The 15958-nt window shown below is 67.0% G+C and carries 18 protein-coding genes; 5 read left to right on the top strand and 13 right to left on the bottom strand.

Annotated features, from left to right (window positions below; genetic code table 11):
• The first annotated feature begins 17 nt into the window (after positions 1-17).
• Both AC3FOF_RS20815 and trmL read left to right on the top strand, forming a co-directional pair.
• Positions 18-740, top strand: a complete 723-nt coding sequence (locus AC3FOF_RS20815; protein ID WP_488727654.1) for a ComF family protein — start codon at positions 18-20, stop codon at positions 738-740.
• Positions 741-867: 127 nt separating this feature from the next.
• Positions 868-1338 carry a tRNA (uridine(34)/cytosine(34)/5-carboxymethylaminomethyluridine(34)-2'-O)-methyltransferase TrmL gene (gene trmL, locus AC3FOF_RS20810; RefSeq protein ID WP_276269165.1) on the top strand — a complete coding sequence of 157 codons (471 nt, stop codon included), beginning with the start codon at positions 868-870 and terminating at the stop codon, positions 1336-1338.
• A gap of 140 nt (positions 1339-1478) precedes the next feature.
• On the opposite strand, the gene AC3FOF_RS20805 is transcribed toward trmL, so the two are convergent.
• The 5 genes from AC3FOF_RS20805 to AC3FOF_RS20785 all read right to left on the bottom strand — a co-directional run bounded on the left by AC3FOF_RS20805 (position 1479) and on the right by AC3FOF_RS20785 (position 5220).
• Positions 1479-2477: a Bug family tripartite tricarboxylate transporter substrate binding protein gene (locus tag AC3FOF_RS20805; protein ID WP_488727653.1), complete on the bottom strand. Its 999-nt coding sequence runs from the start codon at positions 2475-2477 to the stop codon at positions 1479-1481.
• Between the two features lie 169 nt (positions 2478-2646).
• Positions 2647-3660, bottom strand: coding sequence for an NAD(P)H-dependent glycerol-3-phosphate dehydrogenase (locus AC3FOF_RS20800; RefSeq protein WP_488727652.1), 1014 nt, complete (start codon positions 3658-3660; stop codon positions 2647-2649).
• 109 nt (positions 3661-3769) lie between these two features.
• Positions 3770-4288 (bottom strand): protein-export chaperone SecB, encoded by a 519-nt coding sequence (gene secB / locus AC3FOF_RS20795; protein WP_035809348.1) that lies wholly within the window; start codon positions 4286-4288, stop codon positions 3770-3772.
• A gap of 155 nt (positions 4289-4443) precedes the next feature.
• On the bottom strand, positions 4444-4701 hold the full coding sequence (gene grxC / locus AC3FOF_RS20790) for a glutaredoxin 3 (protein WP_488727651.1): 258 nt from the start codon (positions 4699-4701) through the stop codon (positions 4444-4446).
• A gap of 105 nt (positions 4702-4806) precedes the next feature.
• The gene (locus AC3FOF_RS20785) at positions 4807-5220 is read right to left on the bottom strand and encodes a rhodanese-like domain-containing protein (RefSeq protein ID WP_017225824.1); all 414 of its coding nucleotides are present in this window, start codon (positions 5218-5220) and stop codon (positions 4807-4809) included.
• A 140-nt stretch (positions 5221-5360) separates the two neighbouring features.
• Between AC3FOF_RS20785 and gpmA the strand changes: the two genes are divergently transcribed.
• The 3 genes from gpmA to AC3FOF_RS20770 all read left to right on the top strand — a co-directional run bounded on the left by gpmA (position 5361) and on the right by AC3FOF_RS20770 (position 8696).
• The gene (gene gpmA / locus AC3FOF_RS20780) at positions 5361-6107 is read left to right on the top strand and encodes a 2,3-diphosphoglycerate-dependent phosphoglycerate mutase (protein WP_276269161.1); all 747 of its coding nucleotides are present in this window, start codon (positions 5361-5363) and stop codon (positions 6105-6107) included.
• A gap of 165 nt (positions 6108-6272) precedes the next feature.
• Positions 6273-7865 carry a S41 family peptidase gene (locus AC3FOF_RS20775; RefSeq protein WP_488727650.1) on the top strand — a complete coding sequence of 531 codons (1593 nt, stop codon included), beginning with the start codon at positions 6273-6275 and terminating at the stop codon, positions 7863-7865.
• A gap of 51 nt (positions 7866-7916) precedes the next feature.
• Entirely contained in the window at positions 7917-8696 is a 780-nt protein-coding gene (locus tag AC3FOF_RS20770) for a HesA/MoeB/ThiF family protein (protein ID WP_276269163.1), read from the top strand.
• Between the two features lie 57 nt (positions 8697-8753).
• On the opposite strand, the gene mnmH is transcribed toward AC3FOF_RS20770, so the two are convergent.
• From mnmH to gshB, 8 genes are all read right to left on the bottom strand, one after another.
• Complete coding sequence (gene mnmH / locus AC3FOF_RS20765; RefSeq protein ID WP_276269167.1) at positions 8754-9866, bottom strand: tRNA 2-selenouridine(34) synthase MnmH; 1113 nt, start codon at positions 9864-9866, stop codon at positions 8754-8756.
• Between the two features lie 5 nt (positions 9867-9871).
• Entirely contained in the window at positions 9872-10927 is a 1056-nt protein-coding gene (gene selD / locus AC3FOF_RS20760) for a selenide, water dikinase SelD (RefSeq protein ID WP_017231033.1), read from the bottom strand.
• Positions 10928-11165: 238 nt separating this feature from the next.
• Entirely contained in the window at positions 11166-11645 is a 480-nt protein-coding gene (gene bfr, locus AC3FOF_RS20755; protein WP_017231032.1) for a bacterioferritin, read from the bottom strand.
• A gap of 111 nt (positions 11646-11756) precedes the next feature.
• Positions 11757-12053 (bottom strand): (2Fe-2S)-binding protein, encoded by a 297-nt coding sequence (locus tag AC3FOF_RS20750; RefSeq protein WP_017231031.1) that lies wholly within the window; start codon positions 12051-12053, stop codon positions 11757-11759.
• 234 nt (positions 12054-12287) lie between these two features.
• Positions 12288-14063: a phosphoenolpyruvate--protein phosphotransferase gene (gene ptsP, locus AC3FOF_RS20745; RefSeq protein ID WP_017231030.1), complete on the bottom strand. Its 1776-nt coding sequence runs from the start codon at positions 14061-14063 to the stop codon at positions 12288-12290.
• A gap of 136 nt (positions 14064-14199) precedes the next feature.
• Complete coding sequence (locus AC3FOF_RS20740; RefSeq protein WP_035818624.1) at positions 14200-14469, bottom strand: HPr family phosphocarrier protein; 270 nt, start codon at positions 14467-14469, stop codon at positions 14200-14202.
• A complete protein-coding gene (locus AC3FOF_RS20735) occupies positions 14438-14893 on the bottom strand; it encodes a PTS sugar transporter subunit IIA (RefSeq protein ID WP_017231028.1) in 456 nt (151 codons plus the stop codon). Before AC3FOF_RS20735 ends, AC3FOF_RS20740 begins: the two co-directional genes overlap by 32 nt.
• A 90-nt stretch (positions 14894-14983) precedes the next feature.
• Positions 14984-15937, bottom strand: coding sequence for a glutathione synthase (gshB, locus tag AC3FOF_RS20730; protein ID WP_017231027.1), 954 nt, complete (start codon positions 15935-15937; stop codon positions 14984-14986).
• Between the last annotated feature and the right edge of the window lie 21 nt (positions 15938-15958).

Below are 15958 nucleotides of genomic sequence, written 5' to 3'. Positions count from 1 at the left end.
CGCACCCGGGCGAAAGCATGTTGCGCCGGCACGCGGGCCGCCTGCTGCGCATGCTGCTGCCAGCGAGCTGCGCGCTGTGCGGTACCGTGCAGGACGAGACCGTATGCAATGGCTGCGCGGATGCGCTGCTGACACCGCTGCCGCGTTGCCATTGCTGCGCCCGTCCCATCGGCGGTGCCGTCCGGCGTCTTGCCGGGCCGGGCGATGCCGGCCTCTGCAACCACTGCCGCTATGAGCCGCCGTCCTTCGACGCCACCGTGGCGCTGGGCGACTACGCCAGCCCCCAGGACGGCCTGGCGCTGGCCCTGAAGTTCGGTGGCGTGCTGCCGCTGGCAGACTGGCTCGCGAACGAACTGGCGCGCCGCTGGGAAGCCGGCCGGGCGCTGCCCGATATGCTGGCGCCAGTCCCGCTGTCGCCGCAGCGGCTGGCGGCACGCGGCTTCAACCAGTCCTGGGAGATTGCGCGGCCGCTGGCACGCCGTCTCGGCGTGCGCGCCGCGCCAACGTTGCTGGCGCGCCTGCGCGACACACCCGCCCAGACCACGCTGGACCTGGCCGAGCGGCAGGCCAACCTGCAAGGCGCCTTCGGCCTTGGGCGGGGCAGCGATGTCGCGGGCCGGCACATTGGCCTGGTGGACGACGTGATGACCAGCGGCGCCACGCTGGGCGAAGCGGCGCGGGTCCTGAAAGCCCAAGGCGCGGCACGCGTGACACTGTTTGTCGCGCTGCGCACGCCATAGGCAGCGCCGCCGGATGATGTGACGCGCACGCGGGCCACCTCCCCCACCCTGGCGTGACAGCCCGCCCCCGGCAGGGTAAGCTGCGCAGCGTTTCACGGTTGCGGCGCCTCCGGCCCGCCCCTACCCCATGTTCAATGTCGTCCTTGTCGAACCCGAGATCCCTCCCAACACGGGCAATGTGATCCGTCTCTGCGCCAACACCGGGGCACGCCTGCACCTGGTCAAGCCCCTCGGCTTCCCGCTCGAGGATGCGCGCATGCGCCGTGCCGGCCTGGACTATCACGAATACGCGAGCATGCGCGTGCACGAGAACTGGGACGCGCTGATGGCAAGCGAACAACCGGACCCCACGCGCATGTTCGCCCTGACCACACACGGCTCGACGCCCTTCGGCCAGGTCGCCTTCCAGCCCGGAGACTGGTTCGTGTTCGGATCGGAAACACGCGGACTGGCGCCGGAACGGCGCGAATGGTTTCCCGCCGCGCAACGCATCCGGCTGCCGATGCGGCCGGACAACCGCAGCCTGAACCTCTCCAATACGGTGGCCGTGGTGGTATTCGAAGCCTGGCGCCAGAACGGCTTCGCCGGCGGCGCCTGAAATAGCCTGAAGCAAATCCGTGGCCCGCGAAGCGGACCACCGGTCACGCGATGCGAAGCGAGCCGTGAAGGTTCGGCTCCCCGCGGGGGAGGTGAAACTGCCTTTGACTTCAAGCAGTCAAGCCCCACGCCAAACCCAACCTACTCCGCCTGCACCCCCGCCACCCGGATCACCTTATCCCACCGCAACTTCTCACTGGCCATGGTCTGCCGCAACGACGCCGGCGCCGTGCCCGCCGGCACGAAATACTGCGCCCGCATCCTGGCCCGCACGTCCTCGCTGCCGATGATGGCCACCAATTCGCGATAGAGCCTGTCGATCACCGGCGCGGACGTGCCCGCCGGCGCCAGCACGGCCTGCCAGGAGATCGCCTCGAAACCGGGGTAGCCGGACTCGGCCACGGTCGGGACGGCGGGCAGCAGGCTGGTGCGCCCGCTGGTGGTGACGGCAATGATGCGCAGCTTGCCGGCGGTCACCAGCGGCATGGCGATCGCCGGCACCATGAAACCGGCCTGTACCTGGCCGCCGACCATGGCGGTGGTGATCTGCGCGAAGCCCGGGTAGGGAACGTGCTGCAGGTCGATCCCGGCGGCCGCCTTGAGCTGCTCCATGGCGAGGTGGGCAGCGCTGCCGTTGCCGACCGAACCGTAGTTCAGCTCGCCCGGGCGGGACTTGGCCAGCGCCACAAACTCGCGCACGTTGTGCACCGGCAGGCGGGCATCCACCACCAGCACATTGGGCGAGGTCGCCACCAGCGACACGGGCGCGAGCTGGCGCACGGGATCGTAGCCGAGATGGCGCGACAGCGTCGGCGCGGTCACCAGCGGACCGTTGATGGTGAGCACAAGGGTATAGCCGTCGGGGGCCGCCCTTGCCACCACGCCGGTGCCGATGTTGCCGCCCGCGCCCGGGCGGTTTTCCACCACCACCGGCTGCCCCAGGGCCACGGCCAGCTTTTCCGTCAGCAGGCGTGCGATCAGGTCGGGCGAAGACCCTGCCGGGAACGGCACCACCATGCGGATCGGCCGCGTGGGCCAGGACCGGTCCGATGCGGGGCCTGCCAGCGCCGTACCGGGCAGAACACAGGCGGCAAGAGTGATCAGGGCGCGGCGGCGGGCCGCCAGTGAGTCTTGGGACATGGTGGGGGACGAAGGCTGGCGCGCAAGCGCCTCGCCTTCGGAATCATCAAGATGGGATCAGGAAAGATCGCGCGTATCGGAGAACATACGGCCTGCGGCAAATTGCCACAGGCCGCTACGGAATGAATACGCATGGAGGCGGCGCAAAGCCAGCCGCATCGGCACGTACTCACTCATCGCGTGCGTCACGCTGCAGCAATTGCGCTACCGCGTCGGCGGCGGGCAGCCCCTCGAACAGCACCGCGCAGACCGCACGCGTGATCGGCATGTCGACGCCCTTGGTCGCGGCCAGTGCCGCCACCGCCTGCGCGCAGCGCACGCCTTCGGCAACATGGCCCAGCTCCGCCAGGATCTGCGCCAGCGTCATGCCGCCGGCCAGTTGCTGACCAACCTTGCGATTGCGCGAAAGATCGCCGGTGGCGGTCAGGATCAGGTCGCCCATGCCCGCCAGGCCCATGAAGGTCTCGACCCGCCCGCCCAGCGCCAGCCCGAGCCGGGTCATCTCGGCCAGGCCGCGCGTCACCAGCGCGGCGCGCGCATTCAGGCCGAGGCCCAGGCCATCGCTGGCGCCGGTGGCGATCGCCAGCACGTTCTTGACCGCGCCGCCCACCTCGGCACCGACCAGGTCGTCGCTGCCGTAGATGCGCATGGCGTGGTGGTGGAAAGCATGTTGCGCCAGCTCGGAAAGCGCGGGCGAAGTGCCCGCCACGGTCAGCGCGCACGGCAGCCCGAGCGCCACCTCGCGGGCGAAGCTGGGGCCGGTCAGCACGCCATAGCTGGTGTCGGCGAGACGGCCGGCGGCATCCAGCTCGTCCCTGACCATCTGGTGCGGCAAGGCATTGGTGCCAGCCTCGAAGCCCTTGCACAGCCAGAGCATGCGCAATCCCGCAGTCTGGCTTGCCGCCAGCCTGCGGGTCATTTCGCGCAGGCCCGAGACTGGCGTGGCGATGATCACAAGGCCGCCTTCGACGTCCGCATGCGCCGCGGCACGCTCGAAGCCGGGCTCGACCGCGAGCCGTCCCGACAATGTGACGCCGGGCAGGTAGGCTGCGTTGACGCGATCGGCGCCAATATCTGCCAGTTGGGCGGCGTCACGCCCCCACAGCACCACATCGTGGGCCGCTGCGGCATGGCTGGCAAGCGCGGTGCCCCAGGCACCTGCACCGAAAAAAGTGATCTTCATGGCGGTTTGCCTCGCTGGTTAAGCCCGCAGGCCACATACGGCAAGACTACGCTGGCCGGAAACACAAAACGGGGCCGAGGCCCCGTCTTTGCGACATGCCGCGCCAGGATCAGTGGCGGGCCTGGCTGCCGTCGGGCATCACGATGCCGCTGCTGCCGCCCTGTGCCGCCTCGGCTTCTTCCATCGCAGCCTGCAGGCGTTGCTCGTACAGCGCCTGGAAGTTGATTTCCGACAGGTGGATGGCCTGGAAGCCGGCACGCGTGATCACGTCGGCGATATTGCCGCGCAGGTACGGATACAGGATGGTCGGGCAGGCGATGCCCAGCAGCGGATCGAGCTGCTCCACCGGCACGTTGCGGATATCGAAGATGCCAGCCTGGTGGGCTTCTACCAGGAAAGCCACCTTGTCCTGCACCTTGGTGGTCACGGTACCGGTCACCACCACCTCGAAGATGCCTTCCTGCAACTGCGAGGCACCCACGTTCACCTGCACTTCGACAGCCGGCGCTTCGCTCTCAAGGAAGATGCCGGGCGAATTCGGCTGTTCGAGCGACATGTCCTTCAGGTACACGCGCTGGATATTGAAGAACGGCTGGTCTTCCTGTTGATTGTTCTGCTGGTCGCTCATGAAAGGCTTCCGGAAAAAGGGCATTGGACGCCGGGCATACGGACCGGTCTGCGCGGGCACGCCCCGGCTGACGGGCCGGGTCGGCACCCGGTTGGAAAACGCATATGGTACATGACGCGGGTGGCGAATTCACCCGCGGCCGGACTGGCGACGTATCAGGCTCCCAGCAGCGGCACCAGGCCACCCTGGCGATCGAGCGCCGAGAGGTCGTCGAAACCACCCACATGGGTCTCGTCGATGTAGATCTGCGGCACGGTGCGGCGCCCGGTGCGGGTCATCATTTCCTCGCGCTTGCCAGGCTCGCGGTCGATCAGGATCTTTTCGATCGTCGCGACGCCCTTGGCCTTCAGCAGGCGCTCGGCCATCTGGCAATACGGGCAAACTACCGTGCTGTACATCACAACGCGGGCCATGCGGTTCTCCTTGAAAACGGGACTCTGGACGTAGCTCGGGCACCGGCAGGGCAAGGCCGCCGGGGGACCTGCCCCCGGCACCCCGGACGGGCGCCGCCCGCCTGCTTACTTGACTACGGGCAGACCTGCCTGCTGCCAGGCGGCCAGGCCGCCTTCGAGCGAATAGATCTCACTGTAACCGGCTTCTTTCAGGGCCGCTTGGCCCTTGCCCGAACGCTGGCCGGTCTGGCACACGACGATGATGGGGACGGACTTGTCCTTTGCAAGGCCGGAGGCACGCGCGGCCAGATCGGAAAGCGGCGCACTCTTGGCTTGCGGCAGGTGGCCCTTGGCAAACTCGGTGGCGTCCCGGATATCCACGACCACCGCATTGCGCTTGTTGATCAGCTGGGTCGCGGCGGCCGGGTTGACGGTCTTGCCGGAGGTTCCGCGCGAGATGGCGGGCCAGGCCAGCAGGCCGCCCGACACGATGGCGAGGGCGATCAAGGCAAGGTTGTTGTAGTCGGCGAAGAAATTCACGTTGGCATTCCGGTGGGTTGAGTCGGCGGCATTATAAAATAGACGGTTTCGCGCCTGCGACCCGCCATTGTCTCCTAGTTGACACACGAGTGGCGGTATGTGGCAGGGCGCACACAGGTTTCTCACGCTTTGGAAGCAGCATGTACAAACTCGTTCTCATCCGCCACGGCGAATCCACGTGGAATCTCGAAAACCGCTTCACCGGCTGGGTCGACGTCGACCTCACCGATACCGGTGTAGCCCAGGCCAAGCTGGGCGGCAAGCTGCTGCGCGAAGCCGGAATGGGCTTCGACGTAGCCTATACCTCGGTGCTCAAGCGTGCTATCCGCACGCTGTGGCACGTGCAGGACGAAATGGACCTGATGTGGATTCCGGTGCGCAACGAATGGCGCCTGAACGAACGCCACTACGGTGCGCTGTCCGGCCTGAACAAGGCCGAGACCGCCGCCAAGTTCGGCGACGAGCAGGTGCTGGTATGGCGCCGCAGCTACGACACCCCGCCGCCGGCGCTGGAAGTGGACGATCCGCGCGCCGCTTACGAGGATCCGCGCTACGCCCAAGTGCCGCGCGAGCAGATTCCGCTGACCGAATGCCTGAAGGACACGGTCGCCCGCGTATTGCCGCTATGGAACGAATCCATTGCGCCCGACATCAAATCGGGGAAGCGCGTGGTGATCGCAGCCCATGGCAACAGCATTCGCGCGCTGGTGAAATACCTGGACCAGGTCTCGGATGACGATATCGTTGGCATCAATATCCCCAATGGCACCCCGCTCGTGTACGAGCTGGACGCCGACCTGCGCCCGCTGCGTCATTACTACCTGGGCGACCAGGAAGCGATCGCCGCCTCCCTGGCCGCCGTGGCGAACCAGGGCAAGGCACGCTGAGGCCAAGGCCGGGCGGGCGCCTCCCCTGGCGCCGCTCCGGCTACCTCATGCAGTGGCCCAGGCCTTTTTTGCCACTCCCTCTTATACTGTCGGACAAAGCCGGCTGGCGTGATGCGCCAGGCCGGTTCCGACACAGCATAATCCTCACACGTTCAGGCAGCCCTCATGCGTAAGACGCTCAAGAACATCAGTCTTGTTTCTGCCGGACTCGTTGCCGGCGTGCTGGCCACGCTGCAGATCTCGGCCACCGCGCAGAATTCATCGGGGCCCCTGCCATTGGAGCAGTTGCGCTTGATGGCCGACATCTTCGGCCAGATCAAGCGCGAATATGTCGAGCCGGTGGACGACAAGAAGCTGCTGACCGAAGCCATCAAGGGCATGGTCGCCAGCCTCGATCCGCACTCGGCCTACCTGGACGAGAAGGATTTCAAGGAACTGCAGGAAGGCACGCGCGGCCGCTTCGCCGGCCTGGGGATCGAGATCTCCCAGGAAGAAGGGCTGGTCAAGGTCATCAACCCGATCGAAGACACCCCCGCCTTCCGCGCCGGCATCCAGCCCGGCGACCTGATTACCCGGATCGACGACAAGCCCGTGCGCGGCCTGCCGCTGGAACAGGCGGTCAAGCGCATGCGCGGCGAACCCGGCACCAAGGTCACGCTGACCATCTACCGCAAGAGCGATGAGCGCACTTTCCCGGTGTCCATCACCCGCGCCGAAATCCGCGTGCAGTCGGTCAAGGCCAAGCTGATCGACAACGACAAGCTCGCCTGGGTGCGCCTGACCAGCTTCCAGGAACGCACGGTCGCCGACCTCGGCAAGAAGCTTGACGAACTGGCGCAGAAGAACCCGAACCTGAAGGGCGTGATCCTGGACCTGCGCAACAACGGCGGCGGCGTGCTGCAAGGCGCGGTCGGCGTGGCGGCGGCCTTCCTGCCCGACGACGTGACCGTGGTCTCGACCAACGGCCAGGTGCCGGATGCCAAGCGCGTCTACAAGACCACGTTCAACAACTATCGGCTGTCGTCGCTCGAGGACGATCCGCTCAAGGGGCTGCCTGCGCTGTACAAGAAGATCCCGATGGTGGTGCTGACCAACGCGTACTCGGCGTCGGCCTCCGAAATCGTGGCCGGCGCGCTGCAGGACCACAAGCGCGCGCTGATCATGGGCAAGACCACCTTCGGCAAGGGCTCGGTGCAGACCGTGCGCCCGCTCACCAACGACACCGGCATCAAGCTGACCATCGCGTACTACTACACGCCGACGGGCAAGTCGATCCAGGCCAAGGGCATCCGCCCGGACATCCCGGTCGACCAGAACCCGGAAGGCGATCCTGACGATGCGCTGATCACCCGCGAGATCGATACCGAGCGCCACCTGCACAACAAGCAGGAATCGGAAGAGCCCGAGATGAACGAGCGCGAGCAGCGCCGCGTCGAGGAGCTGCGCCGGCTCGAAGAGGAAAACGCCAAGAAGACGCCGGAAGAACGCGAAAAGGAGCGCAAGAAGAAGCCGATCGAATTCGGCTCGGCCGAGGACTTCATGCTGCAGCAGGCTGTCGCGCAGCTCGAAGGCCAGCCGGTCAAGCGCTCCAAGTCGAAGCTCGAGGCACTGGCGTCGTCCGACAAGCCCGCCAAGGCTGTCAAGAGCACCAGCCCGGCCAAGCCCGCCGCCGCACCCGGCAAGCCGCCGGCAGGCGCCGCGCCGGCGAGCGCCCCGCTGGGGACGCCGCTGGGCACGCCGACCGGCAAGGCTCCCTGAAGACCTGACGGACAAGAGCGGCCCTGCGGGGCCGCTCTTGCATTGCACGCCATGAACGACGATCAACTGCTGCGCTACTCGCGGCACATCCTGCTCGACGAACTCGGCATCGAGGGACAGAGCCGGCTGCTCGCCAGCCATGCGCTGGTGATCGGCGCGGGCGGGCTGGGCGCTGCCGCCCTGCCCTATCTGGCCTCCGCCGGCGTCGGCACCGTCACCGTGGTCGACGACGATGTCGTCGACCTGACCAACCTGCAGCGGCAGGTAATCCACACCACCGCGAATATCGGACGGCCCAAGGTGGAGTCGGCGCGCGAAGGCATGCTGCGCATCAACCCGGGCATCGAAGTGCGCCTGGTGCAGGCGCGCGTCGGCGCCAGCGAGCTTGCTCGACTGGTGGCCGATGCCGATGTGGTGCTCGATTGCTGCGACAACTTCGATACGCGCCAGGCCGTCAATCGGGCCTGCGTGGCGCACAGTGTGCCGCTGGTGTCCGGCGCGGCACTGCGTTTCGACGGGCAGATCAGCGTATTCGACCGCCGCCAGCCGGGCGCGCCCTGCTATGCCTGCCTGTTCCCGCCCTCCCAGCCGGCGCAGGAAGTCGCCTGCGCCACCATGGGCGTGTTCGCGCCGCTGGTGGGGATGGTCGGCACGGTGCAGGCGGCGGAGGCCCTCAAGCTGCTGATGGGCGTCGGCAACAGCCTGGCCGGCCGCCTGCTGATGGTCGACGCGCTCGGCATGGAATGGACCACCATGCGCCTGGGCCGCGTGCCGGATTGCGAGGTGTGCGGTGGCGGCCATGACGTCAATGACGGCCGGCCGGCTCGCTGAGCGTCATCGGGCCACGACGGCAGCGGCCGCCGGCCCGCCGCATGCGTGCCGCCCTGTTCAGGCGCGCGTGCGCTCGCGCAGGTAGTCCAGCACGGCGGCACGCCCGCCGCGGAACACGATCCTGGCCTCGCGCTGTTCGCGCTGGTAGGCATACATCGGATCGTAGTACTGGCTCAGCAGCACGGCGATCCATCCCTGGTGCAGGCCGGTATCGCCGCTCTCCGCCTGGCGCGCCAGCGCCTGTTCCAGCAGATCCGCGAGGCGCGCGTAGCGCTCGCCGCCGAGACGCGCGGCAATCGCCGCCATGGCCTCGCGCAGGCGCCCCGCGTAAGCGGCGAATCCCGCCTGCTCGCCGAGCGCCGCCATGAACTCGCCCGACAGGCCGAGCACATAGTCTTCCAGCACGCGGTTCACGCGCGCCTCGAAGGGCTCCTCCAGCCAGACCAGCGGCGCTGCCTGCATGGCGAGATAGAAGGGGCGCGGCAGGTTGCGCCCGCCAATGTAGCGGCCCTCATCCTCCACCGCCAGGGCCGGATGGCCCGCCGCGCGGCGGCGCAGCAGGTCGATCGCCATGCCGTTCTCGAAGTCGATCTGCGCAGGCTGCGCCACCGCCCGCTTGCCAAAGCTCGAACCACGATGGCGCGCGTGGCCTTCCAGGTCGACGGCAGCGCCCGGCCCGGCGATCAGTTCGGTGATGAGTTCGGTCTTGCCGCTTCCCGTGAGCCCCCCGAGCACCAGCAGATTGCACTCCGCCGCGGCTGCATCGAGGGTCTCGATCAGGAAACTGCGCATCGCCTTGTAGCCGCCCGTCACACGCGGGTAGGCGACGCCGGCATCGTCACGCAGCCACTGCTGCACGATCTGCGAGCGCAACCCGCCGCGAAAGCAGTACAGGTAGCCATCGGGATGGGCCCGCGCGAAGCTGGCCCAGGCAGCCACCCGTGCGGCGCGCAGTTCGCCCGACACCAGGCGGTGCCCCAGCGCGATCGCGGCGGGCTGCCCCTGCTCCTGATAGCACAACCCCACCTGATGCCGCTCGTCATCGTCCATCAGCGGCAGGTTGACCGCACCCGGAAAGGCCCCACGGGCGAATTCCGCCGGCGCGCGCGCGTCCAGCAACGGCGCGCCGGAGAGAAAGAGCTGGCGGAAGTCCGCCGTATCCTCGCGCATTGGCATCAGGTCAGTTCGACCGCATGGCTGCCCTGCGGCACGAGTTGGCCAATGGGTGCCAGCGCCAGGCCGAATTCGGCGCAAGCGGAATGGAATTCGGCCTCGCCGGCGGGCTCGACCGCCACCAGCAGGCCGCCGCTGGTCTGCGGATCGCACAGCACGGCGCGCTGCACCTCGCTCAGCGGGCCGCCCTGCGAACCGATCCGGGCGCCGTAGCTATCGAAGTTGCGCTGGGTACCGCCCGGCACGCAGCCGGCTTCGACATAGCGCAGCACTTCCGGCAACAGCGGTACCGCGGCGTGATCGAGGCAAGCGGTCAGGCGGCTGCCATCGGCCATCTCGACCAGGTGCCCGAGCAGCCCGAAACCGGTCACATCCGTCATGGCGCGCACGCCCGGCAGTTTGCCGAAGCGGCTGCCGGGCCGGTTGAGCACGCACATCCAGTCGCGCGCCAGGTTGATGTCCTCGGGGCGCAGCCGGCCCTGCTTCTCGGCCGTAGTCAGTATGCCGATGCCCAGCGGCTTGGTCAGGTAGAGACGGCAGCCAGCGGTAGCAGTGTCGTTGCGCTTCAGGTGGGCTCGTTCGACCACGCCCGTCACCGCGAGCCCGAAGATGGGCTCAGGCGCATCGATGGAGTGGCCGCCGGCGAGCGGGATGCCGGCATCCTCGCAAGCGCGCCGTCCGCCGGCCACGACCTCGCGCGCCACTTCGGGCGGCAACAGCTTGACCGGCCAGCCGAGGATGGCGATGGCCAGCAGCGGGTCGCCACCCATTGCGTAGATGTCGCTGATGGCATTGGTGGCGGCGATGCGCCCGAAGTCGAAGGGGTCGTCGACGATGGGCATGAAGAAGTCGGTGGTGGAAACCACGCCGCGGCCGCTCTCCAGCCCGTCCAGCGCATACACCGCCGCGTCGTCGCGCGAGGCGTTGCCGACCCACAGGCGCGGATCCAGGTGCTGGTCGCCGCTGCCGGCGAGGATCACATCGAGTACCTGCGGGGATATCTTGCACCCGCAGCCGGCACCGTGGCTGTACTGCGTCAGGCGAACGGACGGTCCCATGAAGATGTCTCCTTCTCTGTGTGGAATGCGGCTGCGGAATCTGCCGCTGCGCACGCACCCCGGCAACGCGCGGGCGGGCGGGCCGGCTGCATCCATGCCGGAACAACGCTCGAATGGGAATCTGAATGATAAGGGTTACTGCCTGAACGCGGGCGGCGGCAGCACCGGGAGGCGCCGCGCGGGCGCGGCCACTGCGCTCGTGCGAGCTGGCGGCCGACGGGATGAAACGCGGGGCGGCTTATTGCTCGCCCGGCTCCATCTGCGATTGCAGATAGTTCGGCAGGCCAACCTTGTCGATCAGGTCGAGCTGCGTTTCCAGGTATTCGATATGTTCTTCGGTGTCGGTCAGGATATCGACCAGGATCTCGCGGCTGACGTAGTCGCCGACCGATTCGCAGTAGGCAATGCCTTCCTTGACGGTGGCATGCGCGCCCTGCTCGAGCTTGAGATCGCACTTGAGCATTTCCGGGGTGTCTTCGCCCAGCAGCAGCTTGTTGAGGTCCTGCAGGTTCGGCAGTCCGTCAAGCATCAGGATACGCTCGATCAGGCGATCGGCGTGCTTCATCTCGCCGATGGACTCCTTGTACTCCACGTCGCCGAGCTTTTTCAGGCCCCAGTGGCGATACATGCGGGCGTGCAGGAAATACTGGTTGATCGCGGTCAGCTCGTTCTTCAGCTGTGCGTTCAGATGCTGGATGACCTTCTTGTCACCTTTCATTGGAGGCTCCTGTTGCATCGGGCCCCCGCAAAAACGCGAAGCGGCGCAAGACACGCCGCATGCAGTCGGAAAATGCGAATACGCGCCGCAACCTGATAGTTGCGGGCGAGTTCAAGCAACCAGCTCGGTGCGCTGGTCGTTCGCGACTGCCGGGTCCCGAGTGTCCATTATGGCACGTGGCCCGGACGAGGAACAGGAGGAAATGTCCACGACCTGGATGGTGGCGACTTTTACGTTGCGCACCGCCGCCACGCCTTCGCAAAGCACCTGCTGGGCGCATTCGCGGCAGCGGCCACAGCAGGTGCCCACGCCCAGCGTTTCAGCCAGCTCGTCGAGCGTGGCCACGCCAAGATGCGCAGCGCCATGGATTTCTCGGTCGGTTACCTGATTGCAGATGCAAACGTACACAAATCCCTCCTTGGGAGAGGGGTGACACCGGCATGTCACCCGCGATGTACGTCAGAATATCAGAGATCGAAAATGATAACAATTCCCATTAAGCCACAAAGGGAACATATCAAGGATGCAGCACTTATGCCCGGCGAAACGCATAAAGACTACGTCACACCCGGCAAGGAAAGTGATGGAAAACGCGCCCTCGCAGTGTTGGATTTTCGAAAAACCTTGCAGCGATCAGGGTTGTCAGAGCTGCTTGAGCGCGCTGGCCAGTTCCTCGGGCTCATAGGCGCTCAGGACCTGGTCCACCAGGCGCTCCAGCCGTTCGCAATCGGCATGCAGGATCTCCTGCTTGACCCGCAGCAGCTGCGACGGATGCATCGAGAACTCGCGCAGCCCCATGCCGAGCAGCAGCCGGGTCATGGCGGGGTCCCCGGCCATTTCGCCGCACACCGCCACCGGCACGCTGGCGCGATTGGCCTCGCGGATGGTGCGCGCGATCAGCTGCAGCACCGCCGGATGCAGGGGGTCGTAGAGGTGCGCCACGGCATTGTCGGCGCGATCGATCGCCAGCGTGTACTGGATCAGGTCGTTGGTGCCGATCGAGAGGAAATCCATGCGCCGCAGGAACAGCGGCAGCATCAGCACGGCGGCCGGGATCTCGATCATGGCGCCGACCTTGATATTCGGGTCGAAGGCCTGGCCACGCGCGTCGAGCTGGTGCTTGGCCTGCGCGATCAGGTCCAGGGTCTGGTCGATCTCGCGGGCATGGGCCAGCATCGGAATCAGCAGCCGCACCGGGCCGAAGGCGGAGGCCCGCAGCAGCGCCCGCAACTGCGTCAGGAACATGGCCGGCTCGGACAGGGACCAGCGGATCGCACGCAGGCCCAGGGCCGGGTTGAGCGCAGTCTCGAAGTCGTCGCCACGGCCATCGCGCCCGTCGCGGCCATCGAGCGGCTTGTCGGCGCCGATATCGATGGTGCGGATGGTAACGGGCAGCCCGTGCATGGCATCCACCGCGCCACGATAGGCCTCGAACTGCTCTTCTTCGTCGGGCAGCTCGCCGCGCCGGTTCATGAACAGGAATTCCGAACGGAACAGCCCCACGCCCACGGCACCGGCTGACAACGCCGCGGTGGCGTCCTCGGCCATCTCGATATTGGCCAGCAGGTCGATCTCCAGCCCGTCCAGCGTGACCGCCGGCGTATGGCGCAGCCGCTGCAGGCGCTTCTTCTCGAGGGCGCGCTCGCTCTGCCGGTGGCGGTATTCCTCGAGGATGATGGCGGACGGATCGACGATCACCAGGCCGGCGTCGCCATCGATGATGACCCAGTCGTCCTGGCGGATCAATTCGCTGGCGCTCTGCACGCCCACCGCTGCGGGGATGTCGAGACTGCGGGCCACGATGGCGGTATGGGAGGTGCGCCCGCCAAGGTCGGTGACAAAGCCGTGGAACACGGTATGGCGGAACTGCAGCATGTCGGCAGGCGAGATATCGTGGGCGACCACGATCACGCCTGGCGCCGGCTCGCCGTCCGGGGCCAGCACCGAAGGGGGCGCCGGCGCCGGGGCCAGCATGGCCGCGCCGGCCAGCACCTTGAGAATGCGCTCGACCACCTGGCGGATATCCGCCTTGCGCTCGCGCAGGTATTCGTCTTCGATTTCGTCGAACTGCCGCATCAGCTCTTCGAGCCGTGTGGTCAGCGCCCATTCGGCGTTGTAGCGCCGGGTGCGGATCAGCGCCTCGGGCTCGCGCGCCAGCGCCTCGTCGTCGAGGATCATGGCATGCACGTCGAGGAAGGCACCCATCTCTTCCGGCGCCTCGCGCGGCAGGTCCCGCTTGAGCGCGACCAGTTCGGCCTTGACCGCCGAGCGTGCCGAGCGCAGGCGCTCCACCTCGGCATCGAGCCGATCTTCGTCGACCAGATAATGGGAGACATCGAGCGCGGCAGGCGCCAGCAGATGCGCGCGCCCGATGGCGACGCCGCGCGAGACCGGGATGCCGTGCAGGGCAAATGGCATGTGCCGCTCCGTCAGGAACGTTTAAAAAGTCTGGCCTGGGCCAGCAACCTTGGCGGTCGATTCAGGATAAAGCGTACAGCCCCGGCCAGGCGCCCTGCGGCACCTGGTGCCGCCGTCGCCATCCCGAACCGCCGTCCTATTCTCCTTCGCCGAAGCGATTGGCGATCAGCGCCAGCAAGGCATCCATCGCCTCCTGCTCATCGGGCCCATCGGTCTCGATGGTCACGGTGGAGCCGATGCCGGCGGCCAGCATCATCACGCCCATGATGCTCTTGGCGTCGACCTGCCGACCATTGCGCGACATCTTGACCTGACTGACGAAGTTGCCCGCCAGTTGCGTCAGCTTGGCGGAAGCCCGGGCATGCAGCCCGAGCTTATTGATTATGTTGGTTTCCCTCTGCAGCATATTTGTCGGGATGATTTGCAATCTGGTTCTGGACGGTGGTGGAGCCTACCTGCAGCACACCCTGCGAGCCGCCCGCCAGCGCCTTGAGGGCGAGCTGGTCGAGTTTCTCGGCGCGGTAGCAAATGGCACGCACCAGCATGGGAAGGTTGACCCCGGCAAGCACCTTGACGCGGCCAGGCTCGGCCAGCCGCGCGGCGATATTGGCCGGAGTGGCGCCAAAGATATCGGTCAACACCAGCACGCCGTTGTCTTCGCCGAGTTCGGCAACGCGGCGCCGGGCTTCGGCCAGCACTGCCGCGGGTTCGGCGTCGGGTGTGACGTCGATAGCCTCGAGCCGCTGAGGCTGGCCGCAGTAGACGTGGGCGGCGCAATCGCGCAATGCCGAAGCCAGCGGGGCGTGCGCGATGATCAGAATGCCTGCCATGGTGGTGAATCCGTTGGATTGACGCGATTGTAGCAGGCACACCGGCCGGTGATTCAGTGCCGCGCCCCGGCTTGGCGCGGCGCCAGCGGATCAGGCAGCACGGGCCTGCACCGCGTGCTCCAGCGCGTCGATGAACATGGCGGCGACCTGGAAACCGGTCTGCTGCGTGATTTCCTGGAAACAGGTCGGACTCGTCACATTTACCTCGGTCAGGTAGTCGCCGATCACGTCCAGCCCGACCAGCAGCAAGCCGCGCTCCCACAAGCCCGGCGCCAGCGACTCGGCAATCTCGCGATCGCGCGCCGACAGCGCCTGGGCCCGCCCGGTGCCGCCCGCGGCCAGGTTGCCGCGCACTTCGCCATCCTTGGGGATGCGCGCCAGCGAGTACGGCACGGGCACGCCGCCGATCAGCAGGATGCGTTTGTCGCCGTCCTTGATGGCGGGGATATAGCGCTGCACCATCAGCGTGCGCGCGCCGTCCTCGCCCAGTGTCTCGATAATGGCGCCGAGATTCAGGCCATCGGCGCCGACGCGGAAGATGCCCATCCCGCCCATGCCGTCGAGCGGCTTGAGAATGACGTCGCGGTGCTCGGCATGGAAAGCGCGGATGCGCTCGGCGTCCCGCGTGACCAGGGTCGGCGTGATGAATTCAGGATACTGGGCAATGGCCAGCTTCTCGGAGTGGTCCCGGATCGCCTGCGGCTTGTTGAACACGTTGGCGCCCTGCGACTCGGCCAGCTCCAGCAGCCAGGTACTGGTCACGTATTCCATGTCGAAGGGCGGATCCTTGCGCATCAGCACGGCATCGAAGCCGCTCAGCGGCTGCAGGCTGGGTCCGCCGGTGCGGTACCAGTCGTGCGGGTCGCCGGTCAGTTCCAGCGGATGCACGACCGCCTCGACCTGATGCGCCGACAGCGACAGTTGCGACTGCAGGCAATGGAACAGCTCGTGCCCGCGCTCGACCGCCTCGACCATCATGGCGTAGGTCGAGTCCTTGTAGGTCTTGAAGGTGTGCAGCGGGTCGGTGATAAACAGAATGCGCATGGTGGCTCGTCCCGGTAGCAG

The sequence above is a fragment of the Cupriavidus sp. 96C5-1 genome, from assembly GCF_057798855.1.
This window is presented reverse-complemented; position numbering and strand designations above follow the sequence as displayed.

Coding starts and splice junctions, on each gene's coding strand:
- AC3FOF_RS20815 (WP_488727654.1), top strand. CDS start 18: ATGTTGCGCCGGCACGCGGGCCGCCTGCTGCGCATGCTGCTGCCAGCG.
- trmL (WP_276269165.1), top strand. CDS start 868: ATGTTCAATGTCGTCCTTGTCGAACCCGAGATCCCTCCCAACACGGGC.
- AC3FOF_RS20805 (WP_488727653.1), bottom strand. CDS start 2,477: ATGTCCCAAGACTCACTGGCGGCCCGCCGCCGCGCCCTGATCACTCTT.
- AC3FOF_RS20800 (WP_488727652.1), bottom strand. CDS start 3,660: ATGAAGATCACTTTTTTCGGTGCAGGTGCCTGGGGCACCGCGCTTGCC.
- secB (WP_035809348.1), bottom strand. CDS start 4,288: ATGAGCGACCAGCAGAACAATCAACAGGAAGACCAGCCGTTCTTCAAT.
- grxC (WP_488727651.1), bottom strand. CDS start 4,701: ATGGCCCGCGTTGTGATGTACAGCACGGTAGTTTGCCCGTATTGCCAG.
- gpmA (WP_276269161.1), top strand. CDS start 5,361: ATGTACAAACTCGTTCTCATCCGCCACGGCGAATCCACGTGGAATCTC.
- AC3FOF_RS20775 (WP_488727650.1), top strand. CDS start 6,273: ATGCGTAAGACGCTCAAGAACATCAGTCTTGTTTCTGCCGGACTCGTT.
- AC3FOF_RS20770 (WP_276269163.1), top strand. CDS start 7,917: ATGAACGACGATCAACTGCTGCGCTACTCGCGGCACATCCTGCTCGAC.
- mnmH (WP_276269167.1), bottom strand. CDS start 9,866: ATGCGCGAGGATACGGCGGACTTCCGCCAGCTCTTTCTCTCCGGCGCG.
- selD (WP_017231033.1), bottom strand. CDS start 10,927: ATGGGACCGTCCGTTCGCCTGACGCAGTACAGCCACGGTGCCGGCTGC.
- bfr (WP_017231032.1), bottom strand. CDS start 11,645: ATGAAAGGTGACAAGAAGGTCATCCAGCATCTGAACGCACAGCTGAAG.
- ptsP (WP_017231030.1), bottom strand. CDS start 14,063: ATGCCATTTGCCCTGCACGGCATCCCGGTCTCGCGCGGCGTCGCCATC.
- AC3FOF_RS20740 (WP_035818624.1), bottom strand. CDS start 14,469: ATGCTGCAGAGGGAAACCAACATAATCAATAAGCTCGGGCTGCATGCC.
- AC3FOF_RS20735 (WP_017231028.1), bottom strand. CDS start 14,893: ATGGCAGGCATTCTGATCATCGCGCACGCCCCGCTGGCTTCGGCATTG.
- gshB (WP_017231027.1), bottom strand. CDS start 15,937: ATGCGCATTCTGTTTATCACCGACCCGCTGCACACCTTCAAGACCTAC.